Source organism: Sporosarcina sp. GTC18466, assembly GCF_055389225.1.
Genome location: NZ_AP044037.1, coordinates 1,032,056 through 1,051,284 on the forward strand (window position 1 = coordinate 1,032,056; position 19,229 = coordinate 1,051,284).

Here is a 19,229-nt window from a genome sequence, read left to right on the forward strand (position 1 = left end):
GTTATCAATAAAAAAAGGAGAGGAAGCCGGATGGGCCTCCTCTCCTGTTCATTTTTCACATGCGATGAAATCTTTATCCCGGTCGAGCCCTTTGTTCATGTCATAGAGGGCCTGGGAGACGAATGGCGTGAACTTCGTCTTGCCGCCTTTGTTTTTCACGTTGGCCGCGCGTGCGACGCCGCCTTTATAGACTTTATTGAGCTCTGTGCAATTCTTGTATTTGACCACTTTCTCGCCCTTTGCTTCCGCATGCTGGCCGCTTGCGGTAAACGTGGCCGCTAGCAGGATCGCAGAGAGGATCATAGCGATTTTCTTCATCTCGGCAACTAGCTTTCCTGTATATTCCATACTGCTGCGAATATCATACAATGCGGACAGGAGTTTGTCCACTGGAATATGGCAGAGATTCATAAAGCTAGCTTGCCGAATTCCGGCATACCCAGCAGGTGAAGTTCATGCATCGGCCTTGTCATCGCGACATACAGCAACTTCCGGTCGATCGGATGGTCACGGAACGGTTCATCAAAGGCTGCGATCAGGACTGCATCGAATTCCAGGCCTTTTGCCAGGTGGCTCGGCACGACAAGAAGGCGGTCGCCGTCAATGTCCGACTGTTCATCGAGAAATTGCACAGGGAGTCCCGCGTCTAGAAGCAGGCCGTGGAGTGTTTCCGCTTCCCGGCCCGTCTTCGTGATCAGGGCGATCGACCGGTGGCCCCTCGACTGGATATCAGTGTGCAGTTGTTGTACCACTGCCGGGTCAAACGTCGCCATTGCATGAAACTCAGGAGGACGGCCGTGGCGGACGACCGGTTCGACGAGCGGCAAGTCTTCATCCATCTGCATGAGCACTTCGTTCGCAAGCTCCATGATTTCGATCGTCGTCCGGTAGCTTTTCTGCAGCGTCGTATACGTGGCACGCGGGAAAAGCGTGTTGACCGGGTCCCAGGACGTCAGCGACCGATAGCTGTGGATGCCTTGCGCAAGATCGCCGACCATTGTGAACATGTCCGTTTCAAGCCCCGCCTGCAATGCAGCCAGCTGGAACTCGCTGTAATCCTGCACTTCATCGATGAAGACGACACGCATTTTCCACTTCTCCTCGACACCCTTCAGGCGGGCATGCAAATAATAGAGCGCCGCCAAATCCTCGCTCTCCCATGCCTCTTTCAAGTGCAGTTTGAGAAACGCCGCCCGTTTTTCGGGGCGCCAGTCATCCGCAAGATCCTGCTGCAGACTTTCATCCGACAGCCATTGCCGGTACAGCTTTTTCACGTTATGCTTTTTGAATCGTTTCATATAAGAAGAGACTTTCGTTTTCCCTTCCTTTTCGACCGACGGCAGCCGTTCGTCGCGCTCCTCCATGATTCTCGTAATGCGGGCCCGGCGTTTCTCGTCGTCCCGGATGCCATACAGCGCTTTGTCGAGGGCGGCTTCATATTTATCCGACAAAATGGCATGCAGCTGCTTCCGTTTCCGGTTCACTTCCGACTGCATGATGCGCTTGATGCGCTCCAGCCGCTTTTCAACCGGCATGTAAGCGAAATCCTCAAGGAACAGTTTCCGAAGCCTGGAAGCCCGCATGATGCGGTATTTATCGATATAGACGTCTTCGAACAGCGCGGCGCTCTGCTGCTCCAGTCTCTGTACGTAGCGATCCATGACGTCTTTATACGCAAGCGACCCTTTCATCCGGGAGATGAAAAGCGTCTCCTCATCGAGCGCCTCGGCTGCGGCAAGCAGTTCCAGTTTCCGGTTTGCGTCCGTCAACTTCAAAGAGATGCCGGTCGCCGCAAGGACGTACTCCGCATATGTGGACTGATGGATATTGCCGACGCCGAGCTCAGGAAGGACATCACCGATATATTCCATGAACAGTTTGCTCGGGGCAAGGATCATCAGTTTATTCGCAGGGAAATCCGGCATGGTGTACAGGAAATAGGAGATCCGGTGAAGGGCGATCGTCGTCTTTCCGCTTCCCGCCGCCCCTTGGACGATGATCGGCTGATGGAGATTCGCCCGGATGATCTCATTCTGCTCCGCCTGAATGGTCGAGACGATTTCCGTCAGCCGCACATCCGCCTTGCCGGCAAGCGCCTCCTGCAGCAGTTCGTCATTGGTCGTCAGGTCGATATCCCGGATATCCAGGAGTTCGCCTTCTTCTATTTTATATTGGCGTTTCGAGAACAGATGGCCGCTGATTTCCTCATCGCGCACCTTGTACGTCAAGTCGCCGAGCCGGCCGTCATAATAGACATTCGCGACCGGGGACCGCCAGTCGACGATGATCGGCTCCTGCGATTCCTGATGAAATACCGATGTCTTGCCGATATAGAGGAACTGGTCCTTCTCCTCCTCGGCTTGGAAATGAATACGGGCGAAATACGGTTTCTGCTGGATCGCTTCGAGGCCCTCCTTCTGGGAGCGGGCCATCTCAAAGAAGCGGGTATTCGTGAGGATGTTGATGAAGCTCAAACTGGAATCCAGATAATCGAGATCGGCCATCGCATGCCGGACCTGCTCCTGTGAGGATTCCACATCGCGCCTTGATTCGGCAAGCAGTTTTTGCATGTAATCTTTGGTGTAGGTCAGACGCTCCAATTCACATGTAAAATCAGGATGTTTCTGCATGGACAGATCCTCCGGTTTTTTAATAGTTTGCGTCCTGCGATATGTAGATGGAGATGTCGGGGTTTTAAAACAGACATTGATTGTACCATTCAGGGAAGTTTCAGGCAATAGTGGAGTAATGAAAATTCTAGCTGTTTGCATGTGTACGGAGATTGTGCTTGCCAGCGTCAGGACCGTGTACGAGTTTGCGATAATGGAGCAGCTGCATGATTGCTTCGTTTTGCATGCTCGTTGCTCGCTTTAGCCGCCGGGTTGCTGCTTTCCGCATGCCCGTTGCTCGATTCAGCCGCCGGGTTGCTGCTTTCCGCGTGCCTGTTGCTCACTTCGGCTGCTTGATTGCTTCGTTTGCACCCGGCCACTCCTGCAAATTGAAAAGCCGCCCAAAATTGAGCGGCTTTTCTTCCCATTATATTGTAAACTTCGCCATGTTCGCTTGCAGACGTTCTGCGGCTTCGGACAGGGTGTGGGCGCTGGAGGAAATCTCCTGGTTGGAGGCGAGCTGTTCCTCGGTGGCCGCGCTTGTCGATTGGGCTTCAGCAGCAGTTTGAGCAGCAAGCTCCTGCACTTTTGCAGCCCCTTCGATGACCTGTTCCGTCGTATTTCGGATGTTCCGGATGGCGGCTGAAACGAGCTCCACCTTATCATCCACATCGTTTGCTGCTTTTTCGATTTCTTCAAAGACCTGATTTGCTTTTCTGGCAATGCCGATGCCTTCCTGTGCACGTTCATTGCCGGATTCGGTGCTGTCGACCGCTCTCGTGACGTTCTGGATGATGGTCTCGATCATTCGTCCGATCTCTTCGGCGGACTGCTTGGACTGCTCGGCCAGGTGCCGGACTTCATCCGCCACGACCGCAAATCCTTTGCCGTGTTCGCCTGCACGCGCGGCTTCGATTGCGGCGTTCAACGCGAGCAAGTTGGTCTGCTCCGCGATGCCGGTGATCAGCCCCGTCACGTTCCGGATGGCTGCAGAGTGGTCAGCCAGTTCATTGATGATCCCGGTCGATTCGGAAATCGTCTCCGAGATGATTGTCATCTGCGTGGCCACTTCTTCCATCATGGCCGCGCCATCCTCCACTAGATTCGCGACTGTCGTCGACGACGCATGCATCGCCTCATTGTTATCGGCTATTTCATTGATGCCGCCGGCCATTTCTTTCATGGAATCCGATGCCTCTTTGACGATATTTGACTGCATATCGCTAGACATAAGATTCTTCTCCGCAATCTCTGCCACCATTTCTGAGGCAGCGAGACTTTCCTGCGAGCTGGCAGACAGCTGTTCCGCCTGTGCCGCCAGTTCGTTGGCCGTATCGCGTGTCGATGAAATGCTGCCGCGCAGATCGTCCGTCATTTGATTGAAAGCGGCTGCCATATCACCGATCTCATCGTTGTTCTTGATGGAGAGCGGTCCGGTGGAAAAGTCCCCGGTCGCCAGGCGTTTGATCGCATGTGTGACAATCTGCACCGGTTTCGTGATGCTTCTGCTGATGTAAGCCGCAATCAGTGCGCTGATCAAAGCGACAACGGCCACTGCCGCGAGAATGACGAGTCCGAGCATTGACATGTCTTTCACCAGCTGTTGGCGTGCCCGGTCCGCTTCGGCGCGCTGATTGCCGATCACCTCATCCGCCTTCTCGATGATAATGTCCTGGTACAATTCTGCCTCTTCCGCTTTGCCGATCGCTTCCTCGAATCTGCCCACGTTAAAGTCGTTGATCACTGTCTCGGTCAGCTTCTCATATGAGCCGGCGGCCTGCTTGATCTCTTCTATGATGGCCAGTGACTCCTTCGACGTCAAGCGGTCTTCCAATAGTTCCAGACGTTCATTGAATGAATCAAGCAGTTCCCTTCGGTTCTTCAAATAACCGATCCGCTTATATAACAAGTATCCTCGCATATCATTGGAAATTTCGTTTTGCAGCGTGGACATCTGCTCCATGGTGATGACGACTTCCATCTGGTTATCCAGAAGGTCATCATACTGAGTACTGATCCACGGAAGCGTCATATAGAATAACACCCCGGTCCCTGCTAAAAAAAGAATAATCGAAAGGAATCCAGCCCACAACTTTCTTTTTACTGTAAATCTCATTGTTATCCCCCTATAATTACAAAACCACTAATTAGTATAGACTATAAAAATACGATTAGGAAGGTAGTTTGTAGAAAACAGTTAATAGTTCCTTTTCTATATAACAGACGATTCATATTTAGTCATATATACCTAAAAGGCTCCCGTTTTTTTAACGGAAGCCTTCGTTTACTTCTGGTATTTGACGAACCACTTGCCCTCCGCCTGATACATCCGGGTGCCGATCCATCCTTCAGCCAGCAGCTTTTGCTGGGCTTCTGTTTCTATCATTTCCACATCTTTTGATTGGGTGAAGGATTTGGAGCCGGTCGCACTCATGTCCCGCAACATGATATACCGCAGCTTTTCGCCATATTTCACTTTCAATGCGGCCACATGCATGCCGAGCGCAAACTTATCCTTTAGGCTTGCAATGTTATACGGGGCGACTGTTGTGCAGATATAACGGTGATTGGATAGATCGGTCTCCTCGAAGAGCTGCTTGCCGAGAAGCTGCTGCAAGCCATTTCCGCGAAAAGCGGGATCGACGGCAGAGATCTCGGAATATAGAATAGCTGGCAGTTCCTCTTCCGAAATGCCAACGTCCCTGCCAAGATGCTCCTCGTCGATTGGCGGGACGAGCATGGCGCGAAAGGCGATCAGCTGGCCATCTTCACTGAATGCGCCAAGCACCCTCCCTTTGCCGCGAAGGATCCACTCGAACTCGGGGATTGTGAGAGACTGAAGAAATCCGGGGTTTGCCAGCGCACCGATCACCCGGTCCTGCAACTCCAGCATGGCCGGGAGATGGCTGTCGTCCAGGATTACGGCCATCACCATTCTGCCGTCCTTCAAAAACAGCTTATTCATCGGGACACCTTCTCTGATTTCACGGTCAACTCGGCCAGCACGTTTTCGTCCACATCCACGCCGAGTCCCGCTTTTTCCGTCAGCCGGATGAACGGCACGTCGTATTTCAAATTCCCGATATCCTTGCTGAATTTTAGCGGACCTGTGAGCTCGACGCTTGTGATGATCTTTTTCGAGAAGGCGACATGGAAACCTGCTGCGGAGCCGACAGAGGACTCGACCATCGATCCGATCTGACATTCAATCCCCGCCATCTCCGCCATATGGGCAAGTTTCATCGCAGGATAGATGCCGCCGCATTTCATCAACTTGATATTCACTTTATCGGCGGCCCGTTTCATGATGATCTCCTTCATGTCCCGGAAGCCGCGCAGGCCTTCGTCGATCATGACCGGACAGGATGTCTTCGATTTGATTTCCACCATGGCATCGATATCGTCCGCGCTGACAGGCTGCTCCAGCCAGTCGAGTCCGCAGGCATCCAGTTTCCGCATCGCCTGAAGGGTCGTTGCGCTGTTCACCCATCCCTGGTTCACATCGACGCGAATCGCGATGGCATCGCCGACGCGTTCCCGGACCGCTTCAATCCTCTTGACGTCTTCCGGCATGTTCGTGCCGACTTTCATCTTGAGTGAGCGGTACCCCTCTGCAACGCGCGTTTCCGCTTCCTCCGCCATCTGCCCGGGCGGGTTGATGCTGAGGACGTGGGTGATCGGGAATTCGGCATGGTATCTGCCTCCGAGCAGGTCGTATACCGGCACGCCCAGCGCTTTGCCTGCCGCGTCATAACAAGCGATATCAAGGGCCGCTTTTGCGGCAGGCACGCCTTTGATTGCCTTGTCCATCTTTTCGTGGATTGTCTCGAGGTTCAACGGATTCTCGCCGATCAATGCGGGCGCGAGCGTATGAAGGATGACTGCATATGTACTTTCCCAGCTTTCCCCTGTCACATGTTCATCCGCAACCGCCTCTCCGTAACCCGTTTGACCCGTGTCAGTCGTCACTTTGACGATGATGGACGGCATCGTGTCATAAGTCGCATAGCTGATGATGAATGGCTCATGAAGAGGGAGCTCAATTGCGAAGACCTGGATATCAGTTATTTTCATGAAGTTTTTTCCTCTTTCCTGTTGGATTTATCGTATAACTATTGTATCATTGTCGTTAAATGGTCGCTATAATTACGGAGGATCTTTATGATTAAAATTGCACTGATTGGCTCATCCTCGTTTTGCGCGCGTGTGCTATCGCTCACCGGGACCCCCCACCGCGCTGATGTCTCGTTATCCCCTTATATCTATGCGGAGCCGCTGGAGGCGCGGGACATCGTGAAGCGCCTGAAGCCTTGCGACGTCATCCTGTTTTCGGGCTCCCTGCCTTTCGACTATGCGCGGGAGGCAGTCGAAGCGATGCGTCTTCCATATGTGGTTCTCAGGCAAGATGAGACCGCGATCACTGCCACATTGCTGTCGCTGTCCTTGGAGCGGCAGATCGGGATGGATACCGTGTCCATCGATATTAGAGAACAGGGACCGATGGAACATATTTTGAATGATCTCGGAAGTGCCATCAGAATACCCTATATCCATTACCTTACATCAGCGGAAGCAATCGATTGTGTCACCGGCTTCCACGCAAAACTGTTTGCGGAAGGCAAGACACAAGTGGCAGTGACAAGCGTGCACGCCGTCCATGAACAGCTGCGTGAACTGCAGATCCCTTCCATGAAGATGATCGACCCGGAAAGCTCCATCTTACGGACGATCGAGGAAGCGAAGCAGGTGGTGCTCCTTGAAAGAAGCCGTTCATCCCAGATAGCGGTCGGCCTGATCCGCACGGAGTCACCTGCCCTTGTGCAGAATGCCGCCAAACAGCTGGCAGGATTGCTTCACGGGCATATCTCCCCGGATGAAGAAGGATTTAACTTGTTCACAACGCTAGGCAATATCGAATCTGCTGTTGCCACGGAGCCATTCCATGCTCTGTTCAGGGACATCTCCGAGCACGCCAGCATGGCATTCGGATGTGGCGAGACGACTGTCGAGGCTGCTCAGAATGCCCGACAGGCGATCGGACTTCTGGCGGGTCCCGGTAAGTTCTATATCCTGGACGGTGCAAAACGCCTGCGGGGACCATATCCTGATGAAGCCCATACTATCAACCTGCAAGTGAATACCCCTATGATGCAGGAGATGGCGGAACAGACGAAATTAAGTCCCGCCAATCTATCGAAAGTGATCCAGTTCGGAAGGTTCCGTCAATCCAAGCAATTCACCGCGAACGATCTGGCAGTCCATATGGGGGTAACGCGCCGTACCGCGGAACGGATCATCAAGAAGATGACTGATTTTGACTACATCTTGATCACCGGAGAAGAGATGACGTATAAACAAGGAAGGCCGAGTGCCTTGTATGAATTGAACTTCCCGCTGTCATAATTAAATTGAAGAAAGGCAGCCCGGACATGCAGGATCCGGGCTGCCTTTTTCAATAAAAAGAATATTATATCCTTTCAAATAGAAAGTCAATCTTTTTCTGCAACCGGTTTCACTGTTATACTATCTATATACTTGCGGGGTGTTTCATTGGATGCATAGGGCCGTTCCGGAAAACGGTCCATTCATCCTATCCTGCAGAAGGAGCTGTTCCTATGAAAAGAGAACACAAAAAAGAGCGTCCAAGCGAGGTGGCGAAACGCTTTCTCCTCATAACGCTCGGCGCCACACTTGCCGCGGTAGGGCTTGAGCTTTTCCTGATCCCTAATTCAGTCATTGATGGAGGCATCATCGGAATCTCCCTGCTCTTGAACTTCATTACCGGATTTCCGTTCGGCGTCTTGATCTTGCTGATCAACCTGCCTTTCCTATTCTTCGGTTTCAAGCATATCGGAAAGAACTTCTTCATCTCTTCGATTGTCGCCATCATTCTGCTCGCGGTCATCGAGTTTCCATTGAAATCAGTCGGGCCGTTTGTCACGGATCCCCTTCTTGCGACCGTTTTCGGCGGGCTGATCCTCGGCATGGGGGTCGGGCTTGTCATCCGGAACGGCGGTGCGCTCGACGGTACGGAAATACTAGGCATCCTTTTAACGCGCCGCATTCCATTTTCTGTCGGTGAGTTCGTCATGTTCTTTAATATTTTCATCTTCGGCTGGGCGGGTTTCGTCCTGACGTGGGAAAAAGCGATGTACTCCATTTTAACGTACTATATCGCTTCCAAGATGATCGATATGGTCATCCAGGGATTGGATGAGACGAAAGCGGTCATCATCGTTTCGGATGAATATGCAGAGCTGAGCGACGCGATTGTCCAGCGGCTCGGCCGGAGCGTGACAAAGCTTCACGGCCGCGGCGGCATTACAGACAGCGAGAAGGATGTCATCTATGTCGTCGTCACACGGCTGGAGATTTCCAAATTGAAGTACATCGTGCGCGACGTGGACCCGAAAGCGTTCGTGACCGTCATGAACACGCAGGAGACGCATGGCGCAACATTCAAATCCGCCATCCACTGACGGACAGGCTGCTCGTAGGGGGCGGCCGGGTGTGATGATTTGGCGCGAGGATTGCTGATTTTGAATGCTTCATTGCTTATTTTCGCTTGGTGATTGCTTACTTTGAAGGCGATGTTGCTTACTATCGCTTGGTGATTGCTTATTTCGGAACCAGTGTTGCTTACTTTGATGGCGATGTTGCTTATTGCTTGGTGATTGCTTGCTTCGGAACCAGTGTTGCTTACTTTCACTTGGCGGTTGCTTACTTCTATTTCCTGATTGCTTACTTTGAAAAACAGCATCGCTACCTTTGGCACCCAATTGCAGATATCCGTCCCATACGAAAAGGCAAGCAGCCGCAGCTGCTTGCCTTCTTTTCATTACAACGGGAAAAATAGCGGGATGAACACCATCATGACGACGAACATGATGAGCTGCAAGGGCACGCCTGCCTTGACGAAATCCCGGAACTCGTAGTTGCCCGCTGTCATGACGAGGGCATTGGTCGGGGATGCGACGGGTGTCGAGAATGCCATGCTTGCCCCGACTGCGACCGCGATCAGGAAAGGATACGGGCTGACGCCCATTGTGACGGCGGCGGTCATGCCAATCGGTGCGAACAGGACGGCGGTTGCCGTATTGCTGATGAACTGTCCGAACAGCATCGTCAGGAAGAAGATGCCACCGAGAACGCCGAGCGGACCGATGCCGCCGAGCAGGTTCGTGATCCCTTCTGCCATCATCACCATGCCGCCCGTCTTCTCGAGCGCTGTCGCCATCGGCAGCATGGCGGCGATGAGGATGATGCTTTCCCAGTTGATCTGTCCGTAGGCGTCATCCATGTTCCGCACGCAGCCTGTCACAATCATAAGCACCGCGCCGATCAGGACCGAAATGACGGCCGGGAACACTTCAAGCACCATAAGGGCGACGATGAGCAGCATGATCGCTCCTGCAACCCATGCCTTGCCGCTTGCCGCAGCCACTCCCGCATGCTCCTTCGGCTGCCCGATGACGACGACATCCTTCGTCTCTTTCGCGAGCAGCTCGATGGATTCCCACGCCCCTTGGACGAGGAGGGAGTCCCCGAACCGGAGACGCTGCTTCGTCATGTCCCTTGCGACATACTCCCCTTGCCGGTTAATGCCCAGTATATTGACATTGTATTTCTCCCGGAAGCCGACGCCGCGGATCGTTTCATTGATGAAGGACGAATGGGGCGTCAAGAGCACTTCCGCGATGCCGAATTGCTTGGAGATGAGCTCGGACGCTTCAGGTTCCGCTTCTTCCATTATAAGGCCGAAGTTTTCGGTGAAACGCTGGACATTCACGAGGGACCCTTGCACGTACAGGCGGTCCTTCGCCTGGATCACACTGCTGGGACCCGCCATCTCCTGGAATGTCATCGGCAGCAGCTTCATGTTCTCAGAGGATTTACGGCTGATTTTCAGAACACATAGATGATGGTTTGCCGGGATCTTCAGCTGCGCGAGCCGCTTGCCGACCAGCTCCGACTCCCCCGGAACCTTGATGCGGAACAGATTGCCGCCGAGCTCGTAATCCGCTGACAGCTGTTTCGGCGACAGTGTATGTCCCGCCCGCGCGGTTCTAGCCCCTTCCCCCGTAGGCAAAAGCGTGTTGCGGATGAGGAACAGGTAGACGATTCCGACCACAACGCCGATGATGCCGATCGGGGTGATCTGGAAGAAGCCGAGCTTTGCGTAGCCGTTATCGACGAGCAGCTGGCTGATGATGAGGTTCGGCGGAGACGCGATCAACGTGAGAAGGCCTGAAAAACTTGCCATATAGGACAGCGGCAGCAAGTATTTCGACGGGCTGCTTTTCAAGCTGATCGCAATGCTGACGACAATCGGCATCATGAGCGCGACCGTCCCTGTATTGCTCATGAAGGCGCCGACCGCCGCCACGATGGCAAGCAGCAGGACAAAGAGCCGCTTCTCGCTGTCTCCTGCATATTTCAAAAGCAAAGAACCCGCCATCTTTGCAAGCCCGGTGCGGAGGATGCCCGCTCCGATGATGAAGAGCCCGGCGATCATGATGACGACCGAATTCGAGAAGCCGGAGAGCGCTTCCTGCGGCGACAGGATGCCGACGAGGGTCATGGCAAGCAGCGCGAGGACTGCGACCAGATCTGTGCGCAGCCGGTTTGTCATGAACAGGATGACCGTGATCCCCAATATGATGAAAGTCAGTGTAAGCTGCAAACCATCCGTTCCTTTCGACTGTTGTATTCCCTTGCAAAGGGTTGTTGTTCCTATCATTGCACAACATGCAGAACTGCAATCTGCAGGCTGCGGATAATTTCATTATACACAGTTATATAGAAAGCCGCCTTTGACGCAGCATATCGCGTCGAAGGCGGCTTTTGATCAAGCAGTTGCCATTTTATTCTTGTTGCCCTTATCCTTCGTCTTCCACTGGATCGCGAACATGACGATGAACAGGCCTAGGCCGATAATGTCGGTGAGCGTCTCAGGGAAGATGAGCAAGAGGCCTGTCGCGACAATGATGAGGCGCTCCAGCCAGTTGCATTTCCGGTACCAGAAACCGATGATCCCCGCGCCGATCGCCACCATACCGACAATGGCGGTGAAGGTCACCCAGATGATTTCAAGGAATGAGGCGTCGATCATGAGCAGCGCCGGATTGAAGACGAACATATACGGAATGATGAACGCGGCGATAGCAAGTTTCGCCGAGTTGACCCCCGTTTTGATCGGATCGCCTCCGGAAATCCCGGATGCTGCGAAAGCGGCGAGCGCGACGGGCGGCGTGATGTCCGCCACGATGCCGAAGTAGAACACGAACAAGTGCGCAGAGATCGCAACAACGACCGGAACTGTTGCATCAGCCGGTGAACCGAGCATCAGCAAAGTGATGATGGCAGGAGCTGCAATCGTCGACGTGATGACATAGTTCGCAGTTGTCGGCGAGCCCATGCCGAGCACGATAGCGGCAAGCATCGTAAAGATGAGCGTGAGCAGGATATTGCCACCCGCTGCCGATACAAGACCGTTCGCCAGGCTGAGTCCGAGACCTGTTTTCACGACGACACCGACGATGATACCGGCACATGCCGTAGCGGCAGCAACCGCCAGCGCTGTGCGTGCACCGTCGACGAGCGCGAGGATGATGTCCTTAATGCCAAGACGCGTCGATTTATCGAAGAAGCTTACGATGAGCGTCAAGACGATACCGAGCAATGCGGCTTTCATCGTCGGGATACCGAACAGCAGGAAGAAAATGATTCCAACAATCGGAAGCAGCAGGTAGATCTTTTTCAGTGTCGCTTTCCGGTCAGGGATCTGATCTTCGCTCATCCCTTGCAGGCCGACACGCTTCGCTTCGAAGTGCGTCATGATCCAGATGCCTGTGAAGTAAAGCAGCGCCGGGATTGCGGCGGCTTTCGCAATTTCCCAGTATGTGACGTTGCCGATGAATTCGACCATCAGGAACGCCGCAGCACCCATGATCGGCGGCATGATCTGCCCGCCCGTCGAAGCGGCCGCTTCAACGGCTCCGGCGAATTCTTTCCGGTAGCCGAGCTTTTTCATCATCGGAATGGTATAAGAACCCGATCCGACGACGTTTGCAACAGAACTTCCCGAAATCGTCCCTTGGAGTGCACTTGAGAAGATCGCCACTTTCGCAGGACCGCCAGTGAGACGCCCTGCCAGCACGACAGCCAGGTCATTGAAGTAGTTCCCGACCCCCGTCTTGACGAGGAAGGCCCCGAAGAGGAGGAACACGAATATGAAGGTCGACGATACACTGATCGGGGTTCCGAGGATCCCGTCCGTCGTAAAGAACATGAGCTGTACAAGGCTCTCCACATCTTGTCCGCGGTGTGCGAGGAACCCTGGGAAATACGGTCCGAAGAACGCGTAGATCAGGAAGACGACCGAAATGATCGTGATCGGCAAGCCGACAGCACGCCGAGCCGCTTCAAGCGTCAGCAGAATCGCGATGATCCCGACAATCAGGTCAGGTGTCGTCACGCGTCCGACCCGGAAGACAAGATCATCATAGAACAGCGGCCAATAGAGGCCGACCGCAACTGCCATCAGCGACAGGATGATATCGTAAAATGGTACTTTATTGCGCTTCATGCCCGGTTTCTTGAACGCCGGGAACAGCAGGAAAATGATGGACAGCGCGAAACCAAGGTGGATGGACCGCTGGATATACGCTGTAAACGGTTTACCGATTGATGTATAGAGCTGGAAGAGCGAGAACGCAAGCAGGCCGCCAAAGATGATATATTTGATAATCCCTGCGACATTGCGCGTGTTCGATTCCGGATCATATTTCTGAAGCAGTTCGAGCTGTTCCTCTTCGGAAAGCGTATCGAATTTCTCGCTGCCCGGTTCGATCTGCTCTTCTTTTTGTTTCTTTTTAGCCATTCATTTCGACTCCTTTCATCATCTGGTAGAGGGAAAGCCTTTTGATCTCAAAGGTATATGAATCCCCTCGTGTCAGATGCTTCTTCAAATCATATTCGATGTCCCGGTACTTAAAATGCAGGCCGGCATCGACATCACCGACAAACAGGACGAAGGAGTCCAGCACTTTATCATCGAACGAAAGCGTATACACGCCGTCCTTGACGACAAGCGATTCCCCTTCTTCCGCATAAGCGGGCAAGCCGATCCCGACGTCCTCATATCGCATGGAGATCATTCTCATGGAATCGCTTCCATGGATCCTGTACTTTTCAACGACTTCCGTTAAAAAGATCGAGTGGACATACCTGATTTCAAAGTCCGGGCTATCTGAAACTTGCACATAAAAAACTGCCGGATGTTCTGTCCGGTACTCTGTGAATGTAAATGCCTTCTTGAGTGGAAGGAAAAAAATGCCGAGGACAAGCAGGAGCAACAGCAAAAGAGTTGGCAGGATGATTCTTCTTTTCCTTTTCATCCGCCACATCCTTTCCGATGTATGTAATGAAGAATGGGACGGCAGAAGCTACAAAGCTTCACCGCCCCCTATCTATTGTCCGCGTTATTACTTGTTCACTTCATCGAAATACTTCTGAGCACCTGGGTGAACCGGGATGCCCACGCCGTCAAGGCCTGTTTCAGCTTTGATCAGCTTGCCTTTTGCGTGCTGAAGGTTTGGCGCATTGTCATAGATCGCTTTCGTGATCTCGTATGCAAGATCTTCAGGAATATCGTTTTTCACGACGATCATCGCACCGACGGAAACAGTCGGTGTATCCTCTTTCAGGCCGTATGTGCCTGCAGGGATGACTTCTTTCGCATAGTACTGGTACTTCGAGATCAGCTCATCCGCCTTCTCTTCTGTTACAGGAACAACGAATACTTGATTAGTAGCGTTGAGTCCTTCAACCGCGCCTGTCGGTGTACCTGCAGTGATGAAAGCTGCATCGATCTGGCCAGCCTGCAAGCTTTCTTGTGATTCACCGAAGTCAAGGTTCTGAGGTTTGATATCGTCCATGGAAAGACCGTGGATCTCAAGAAGCTGTTCAGCGTTCGCATATGTTCCGGAACCTGGAGCTCCAACGGATACGCTCTTGCCTTTCAGGTCCTCAAACGATTTGATGCCTGATTTATCAAGTGTTACAAGCTGTACAGTCTCAGGGTAAAGTGCGCCGATTGCGGATACATCATCCACAACGTCGTCTTTGAACATCATTTCCCCTTCAGAAGCGTAATACGCGATGTCCGTTTGAACGAAAGCAAGTTCAGCCTTGCCTTCTTTGAGTGCCGTCATGTTCGCAGCAGATGCCTGGGAAACTTCAGCAGTCGTCTTGACGCCAGTTCCGTCAGAGATGAAATCCGCAAGGGCGCCGCCAAGAGCGTAGTATGTGCCTTGCGTACCGCCAGTCAATAGGCTTAGATATTTGTAGTCGTCTTTAGATTTACCGGAATCGCCGGCTTCTGATTTCTTGTCATCTGATCCACATGCCGCCAGAACTAACATAGCAACCATCGTGATCAAAGCAAGCAGACGGATTTTACTATTTTTCATTCAATTGTTCTCCCCTTTATTTAGTAGTTTCCAATCTCAGAGTCCATTCTACCATGATAGCAGGCTGATTTGTCAACGTCCTTCTGAGAATTGTCAGTTTCTTGAAAGCGATTCCAGCTGTCCGTTTTCTTTCTTTTTTATTGAATATACAAATCATGAATTCATTCAAACCATCTAATATACTGCCAGCACACCCATTTCCACCTATTTCGGACACCGTACAATCCACAGATAATAATCATTATTGTTTGCTATTTGTACACCTATAGGCAGGCATAAAAAAAGAAGGGATCACTCTCCCTTCCCGTCAATCAGTCTTCTGCTAAGTCCTTATATGTCAGCCCGGCTTCTTCGAGGTCGCGTTTTCGGTGGGCGAGCCGCGATGCCGCGCAGGATGCAACACTTGCGACCAGGTCATCGAGGAAGGTATGCACGCCCCCGCCTTTTTTCGTATCGAGATCATTGATGACTCCGATTTTGTTTTTATCGAGGTGTCCGAAAGTCGTGACCGCGATCGAGCCGTATGTGAATACGGCGCCTAGCGCAATCGTTTCATCGACCCCGAAGAGCCCTTCATCATTTTCCACAATCTGCTGTAGCGGCGCAGAAAGCTTTCCCTGCTCCGCCAGTTCATCGAGTTCGATGCCGACTAGCAGTGCGTGCTGCAGTTCCCGTTTGCGGAGGACCTTTTCGACTGAATCGATGCATTCTTCCATATCCAGCCCCACGTTGTACGGTGCCTGCATCTCATAAACGATTTCCGCTATATCTTTCAGCGAAACCCCTCTTCTAGTGAGCGCGTCGTGCGTCGCCTTTGTCACGACGTCGGAATGAACGATATTTTTACCTGTGAACATACAATACAACCCCTTTTTAATTCAGTCTTGTCATGCTGATCTGCAGCGTGGCCCCTTTCTCCCTGCGGATGCCTTATTCCAGCATTATACCTGTTCCTCATCCTATGTTACAATTTCAATACACGATAACGAAAAAGGAGAGATTTTTACAGTGAAGTACGGAAAGATTGAGGAAGTGACGTTATACAGCAAATCGCTGGATGAGGAAATGCAAGTGCTCATTCATCTCCCGCATGCGTATTCCCCGTTATATAAGCATTCTGTCCTGATTGCGTCGGACGGAAAGGATTACTTCCAGCTTGGACGGATCGGGCGGGTGGCGGATGAACTCCTGGACGAGGGGGAAATCGATAATATGATCATTGTCGGCGTCCCGTATAAAAATGTCACGGAGCGCAGGCGGCTGTACCACCCGGAAGGCGACCGGCACGAAGCGTATATCCGGTTCCTCGCCCACGAACTTGTACCTTATATTGATGAAAATTATCCGACCTACCAGGTAGGTGCCGGCAGGGGGCTGATCGGTGATTCGCTCGCCGCAACCATTTCGCTGCTCACTGCCCTCAAATACCCGAACTGTTTCGGCAAGGTGATGCTCCATTCCCCTTATGTAGATGACTCCGTCCTGGACAAGGTGAGAAACTGCAAGGACCCTTCGAGTTTCTCCATCTATCACTTGATCGGCACCGGGGAGACCGAAGTGCAGACGACCATTGACGGGAAGCGCGATTTCCTGACGCCGAACCGTGAGTTGAATAAAGTGATCAAAGAGAAAGGCTTCCTATATTTCTATGAAGAATTCGAGGGAGATCATACGTGGACTTACTGGCAAAAAGATATAAGAAGGGCATTGCTGGAAAATTACAATGATGCGAAATAAGGCAAAAAACCGATTCATCTGCTATAATTGCAACATGGAACCGAAACACCATTTTTCCAAAGGAGGTTTTTTATTATGAAATACGGCGTTGTCGCATTTCCTTCAAAGAACTTGCAAGACTTGGCTAACGGCTACCGGAAACGGTATGACCCCCACTATGCACTGATCACACCTCATATGACGTTAAAAGATGTGTTCGAAGCGGATGATAAAGAAATTGAACAAGTGGCTAAAGAAATTCGTGAAATCGCTATCAAAAACAAACCGTTCGAATTGAACGTCTCTAAAGTCAGTACGTTTGCCCCGATTACAAACACGATCTATTTCAAAGTCACGCCGAATGATGAACTGATGAGCCTTCACAAGGATCTAGATTCGGTGTTCACCGGCTCTACCAATGAGTATTCGTTCGTCCCTCATATTACGATCGCTCAGAAATTGAATCCGACCGAGCATGATGATATCGTCGGCCAATTGAAGATGATCGGCGTCGATCATACCGAGACGATCGACCGCATGCATCTCCTGTACCAGCTCGAAGACGGTTCGTGGACTGTGTATGAAACATTCCGTCTTGATGAGGAGCAGTAAGGCACGTTGATCGAAGTACAGATTGCAGCAAACGAGCGTGAACGGGACGATGCGTTCTTTGTGAGGAAAAAAGTGTTCGTCGAGGAGCAAGGCGTGCCTTTGACGCTTGAAATAGACGAGCACGACGAAACAGCAGCTCATTTTATCGTCTACTCTGACGGCGAGCCGATCGGTGCAGGACGGATACGGGAAATCGAGCAGGGAGTCGGCAAAGTCGAGCGTGTTTGCATCCTGCCTGAACATCGCGGGAAACATCTTGGCAATCTGGTCATGCATTCCTTGGAACAGCATGCAAAAAGTGCCGGCATGAAGCGGATCATCCTGAATGCACAATCGTATGCGATTCCATTCTATGAAAAACTCGGATATGCCGTCACATCCCCAGAATTCATGGATGCGGATATTCCCCACCGAGCGATGGAAAAGAATTTCGCGGAATAAAAAGAGGCTGAACCGTCCGATCTCCAGCAGAAGGACTTTCAGCCTCTTTCCTTATGAAAAAAACCTGTTTTGCATAGGCAAAACAGGTTTTTCTATTACACATACTGATTGACAGCGTTGCCTTTACCCGTGACCCTCGCAATCACCGGCGACAGATTCACAGGATTCGGATAGGTAAAACCAGCTTTTTCTGGCGGGAGCTTGGATGTGCGTTCCGTTTGCCTGCCCTCTTCCGCGATTTGTACATGCTGCTGCATAACACGATTATATTGTTCCATGAATTCAGGTTCAAGATTCACTTTTTGAACTCTGTCAATATAAGCGAAGTCGTATCGCTCATCATTGAGACGGTTTGCATAGATTTGTGATTGAATTGGTTCAACCGGCAGTCGGTAGCCCATTAGCCCACACCCTTCCATTGGTTTTTTGGCGCACTTTATTCTTCTATATCCATATGCGCTGAATTTAAAACCTATTCCGGAGATTTTTTTTAATTGCCCAGCATCCGCTGAATGTCACTCATGTTGAACGAACTGCCGCTTGACATGATCGAGCTGACAAGCTGATCTTCCAGATGCGGCGGTACGTCTTTGTTCGCAAGCTTTCCGACACGTTTTACAATTTTGCGCACTTGCCGTTCATCAGTGAAATCTGCGTATTGGATTGCATTTGCGAGTGCAAACACTTCCTCCATCGGCACGCCTGTTTTAGATTCGATTTTCCGGAAAAAAGAATCGTTCATGCACTTACTCCCCCCTTCATACGAACGATCTGCCGACGATGATCAACAAGATGAAGAGTACGACGATCAGAACGAACGAAGAACCGCCGTATCTGCCGCCTGCGCCGCCGTAACCGCCGCCGCCATAGCCGCCGCCGCATCCTGCAGGATAACCGCCTCCAAAGCAACCTGGACCCCAAGGCCCGTAACCTCCAGCCATTAAAAATCCCTCCTTCCCTTCCACCTATCCTATGCAGGAGGCGAAGAGTTGGAGGGGGCGAATGCACAATATTTCAGGCCTTCCCTTTCGATCTGAACAAAAAGGAAGCGATGAATCCGAAAAGGATTGCGGATGTGATGCCGGAGCTGGTCACTTCGAACATGCCTGTCAGCACGCCGATCAATCCATGGGCCTCGGCTTCCGCCAGAGCCCCGTGGGTCAAGGCATTACCGAAAGACGTGATAGGAATCGTCGCGCCGGCTCCCGCGAAGTCGATGAACGGCTCGTATAATCCAAAGCCGTCCAGGATCGATCCCGTGACGACAAGAATGCAAAGGGTGTGTGCGGGAGTCAGTTTAAAGACATCAAATAACAATTGGCCGATTACACAGATAAGGCCGCCGACTATGAAGGCGGTAATATAGATTGAATACATG

The 19,229-nt window shown here is 51.8% G+C and carries 20 protein-coding genes; 6 read left to right on the top strand and 14 right to left on the bottom strand.

What is annotated here, in order from left to right; translation table 11 throughout:
• Nucleotides 1-48 precede the first annotated feature (48 nt).
• The 5 genes from ACZ5FK_RS05155 to ACZ5FK_RS05175 all read right to left on the bottom strand — a co-directional run bounded on the left by ACZ5FK_RS05155 (nt 49) and on the right by ACZ5FK_RS05175 (nt 6,683).
• Nucleotides 49-318, bottom strand: a complete 270-nt coding sequence (locus tag ACZ5FK_RS05155) for an excalibur calcium-binding domain-containing protein (protein ID WP_464807368.1) — start codon at nt 316-318, stop codon at nt 49-51.
• Between the two features lie 89 nt (nt 319-407).
• Complete coding sequence (helD, locus tag ACZ5FK_RS05160; protein WP_464806838.1) at nt 408-2,630, bottom strand: RNA polymerase recycling motor HelD; 2,223 nt, start codon at nt 2,628-2,630, stop codon at nt 408-410.
• A 406-nt stretch (nt 2,631-3,036) separates the two neighbouring features.
• Nucleotides 3,037-4,725: a methyl-accepting chemotaxis protein gene (locus ACZ5FK_RS05165; RefSeq protein WP_464806839.1), complete on the bottom strand. Its 1,689-nt coding sequence runs from the start codon at nt 4,723-4,725 to the stop codon at nt 3,037-3,039.
• A gap of 168 nt (nt 4,726-4,893) precedes the next feature.
• Nucleotides 4,894-5,574: a GNAT family N-acetyltransferase gene (locus ACZ5FK_RS05170; RefSeq protein WP_464806840.1), complete on the bottom strand. Its 681-nt coding sequence runs from the start codon at nt 5,572-5,574 to the stop codon at nt 4,894-4,896.
• Nucleotides 5,571-6,683 (bottom strand): mandelate racemase/muconate lactonizing enzyme family protein, encoded by a 1,113-nt coding sequence (locus ACZ5FK_RS05175; protein ID WP_464806841.1) that lies wholly within the window; start codon nt 6,681-6,683, stop codon nt 5,571-5,573. Before ACZ5FK_RS05175 ends, ACZ5FK_RS05170 begins: the two co-directional genes overlap by 4 nt.
• Nucleotides 6,684-6,770: 87 nt before the next feature.
• Here ACZ5FK_RS05175 and ACZ5FK_RS05180 point away from each other — a divergent pair, with 87 nt between their 5' ends.
• From ACZ5FK_RS05180 to ACZ5FK_RS05190, 3 genes are all read left to right on the top strand, one after another.
• A complete protein-coding gene (locus ACZ5FK_RS05180; RefSeq protein ID WP_464806842.1) occupies nt 6,771-8,012 on the top strand; it encodes a hypothetical protein in 1,242 nt (413 codons plus the stop codon).
• 212 nt (nt 8,013-8,224) lie between these two features.
• Entirely contained in the window at nt 8,225-9,088 is an 864-nt protein-coding gene (locus tag ACZ5FK_RS05185) for a YitT family protein (protein ID WP_464806843.1), read from the top strand.
• A gap of 86 nt (nt 9,089-9,174) precedes the next feature.
• A complete protein-coding gene (locus tag ACZ5FK_RS05190) occupies nt 9,175-9,465 on the top strand; it encodes a hypothetical protein (RefSeq protein ID WP_464806844.1) in 291 nt (96 codons plus the stop codon).
• Here the strand turns inward: ACZ5FK_RS05190 and ACZ5FK_RS05195 are convergent.
• The 5 genes from ACZ5FK_RS05195 to ACZ5FK_RS05215 all read right to left on the bottom strand — a co-directional run bounded on the left by ACZ5FK_RS05195 (nt 9,448) and on the right by ACZ5FK_RS05215 (nt 15,939).
• Complete coding sequence (locus tag ACZ5FK_RS05195) at nt 9,448-11,241, bottom strand: SLC13 family permease (protein ID WP_464807369.1); 1,794 nt, start codon at nt 11,239-11,241, stop codon at nt 9,448-9,450. The genes ACZ5FK_RS05190 and ACZ5FK_RS05195 overlap by 18 nt on opposite strands.
• Nucleotides 11,242-11,457: 216 nt before the next feature.
• Nucleotides 11,458-13,491, bottom strand: a complete 2,034-nt coding sequence (locus ACZ5FK_RS05200) for a TRAP transporter permease (protein WP_464806845.1) — start codon at nt 13,489-13,491, stop codon at nt 11,458-11,460.
• Nucleotides 13,484-14,008 (bottom strand): DUF1850 domain-containing protein, encoded by a 525-nt coding sequence (locus ACZ5FK_RS05205; protein ID WP_464806846.1) that lies wholly within the window; start codon nt 14,006-14,008, stop codon nt 13,484-13,486. Before ACZ5FK_RS05205 ends, ACZ5FK_RS05200 begins: the two co-directional genes overlap by 8 nt.
• Nucleotides 14,009-14,095: 87 nt before the next feature.
• The gene (locus ACZ5FK_RS05210; RefSeq protein ID WP_464806847.1) at nt 14,096-15,082 is read right to left on the bottom strand and encodes a TAXI family TRAP transporter solute-binding subunit; all 987 of its coding nucleotides are present in this window, start codon (nt 15,080-15,082) and stop codon (nt 14,096-14,098) included.
• Nucleotides 15,083-15,393: 311 nt separating this feature from the next.
• Complete coding sequence (locus ACZ5FK_RS05215; RefSeq protein ID WP_464806848.1) at nt 15,394-15,939, bottom strand: phosphatidylglycerophosphatase A family protein; 546 nt, start codon at nt 15,937-15,939, stop codon at nt 15,394-15,396.
• Between the two features lie 151 nt (nt 15,940-16,090).
• Between ACZ5FK_RS05215 and ACZ5FK_RS05220 the strand changes: the two genes are divergently transcribed.
• The 3 genes from ACZ5FK_RS05220 (at nt 16,091) to ACZ5FK_RS05230 (ending at nt 17,851) form a co-directional block, all read left to right on the top strand.
• On the top strand, nt 16,091-16,819 hold the full coding sequence (locus ACZ5FK_RS05220) for an alpha/beta hydrolase (RefSeq protein WP_464806849.1): 729 nt from the start codon (nt 16,091-16,093) through the stop codon (nt 16,817-16,819).
• Nucleotides 16,820-16,894: 75 nt separating this feature from the next.
• Nucleotides 16,895-17,410, top strand: coding sequence for a YjcG family protein (locus ACZ5FK_RS05225; RefSeq protein WP_464806850.1), 516 nt, complete (start codon nt 16,895-16,897; stop codon nt 17,408-17,410).
• A gap of 6 nt (nt 17,411-17,416) precedes the next feature.
• Entirely contained in the window at nt 17,417-17,851 is a 435-nt protein-coding gene (locus ACZ5FK_RS05230) for a GNAT family N-acetyltransferase (protein WP_464806851.1), read from the top strand.
• 95 nt (nt 17,852-17,946) lie between these two features.
• Here ACZ5FK_RS05230 and ACZ5FK_RS05235 read toward each other — a convergent pair whose 3' ends face one another.
• From ACZ5FK_RS05235 to spoVAE, 4 genes are all read right to left on the bottom strand, one after another.
• Nucleotides 17,947-18,252, bottom strand: coding sequence for a hypothetical protein (locus tag ACZ5FK_RS05235; RefSeq protein WP_464806852.1), 306 nt, complete (start codon nt 18,250-18,252; stop codon nt 17,947-17,949).
• An 89-nt stretch (nt 18,253-18,341) separates the two neighbouring features.
• Nucleotides 18,342-18,593: a stage VI sporulation protein F gene (locus ACZ5FK_RS05240; RefSeq protein WP_464806853.1), complete on the bottom strand. Its 252-nt coding sequence runs from the start codon at nt 18,591-18,593 to the stop codon at nt 18,342-18,344.
• A gap of 16 nt (nt 18,594-18,609) precedes the next feature.
• Nucleotides 18,610-18,663: a YjcZ family sporulation protein gene (locus ACZ5FK_RS05245; RefSeq protein WP_464807370.1), complete on the bottom strand. Its 54-nt coding sequence runs from the start codon at nt 18,661-18,663 to the stop codon at nt 18,610-18,612.
• 202 nt (nt 18,664-18,865) lie between these two features.
• Entirely contained in the window at nt 18,866-19,228 is a 363-nt protein-coding gene (gene spoVAE / locus ACZ5FK_RS05250) for a stage V sporulation protein AE (RefSeq protein ID WP_464806854.1), read from the bottom strand.
• Nucleotide 19,229: the final 1 nt, after the last annotated feature.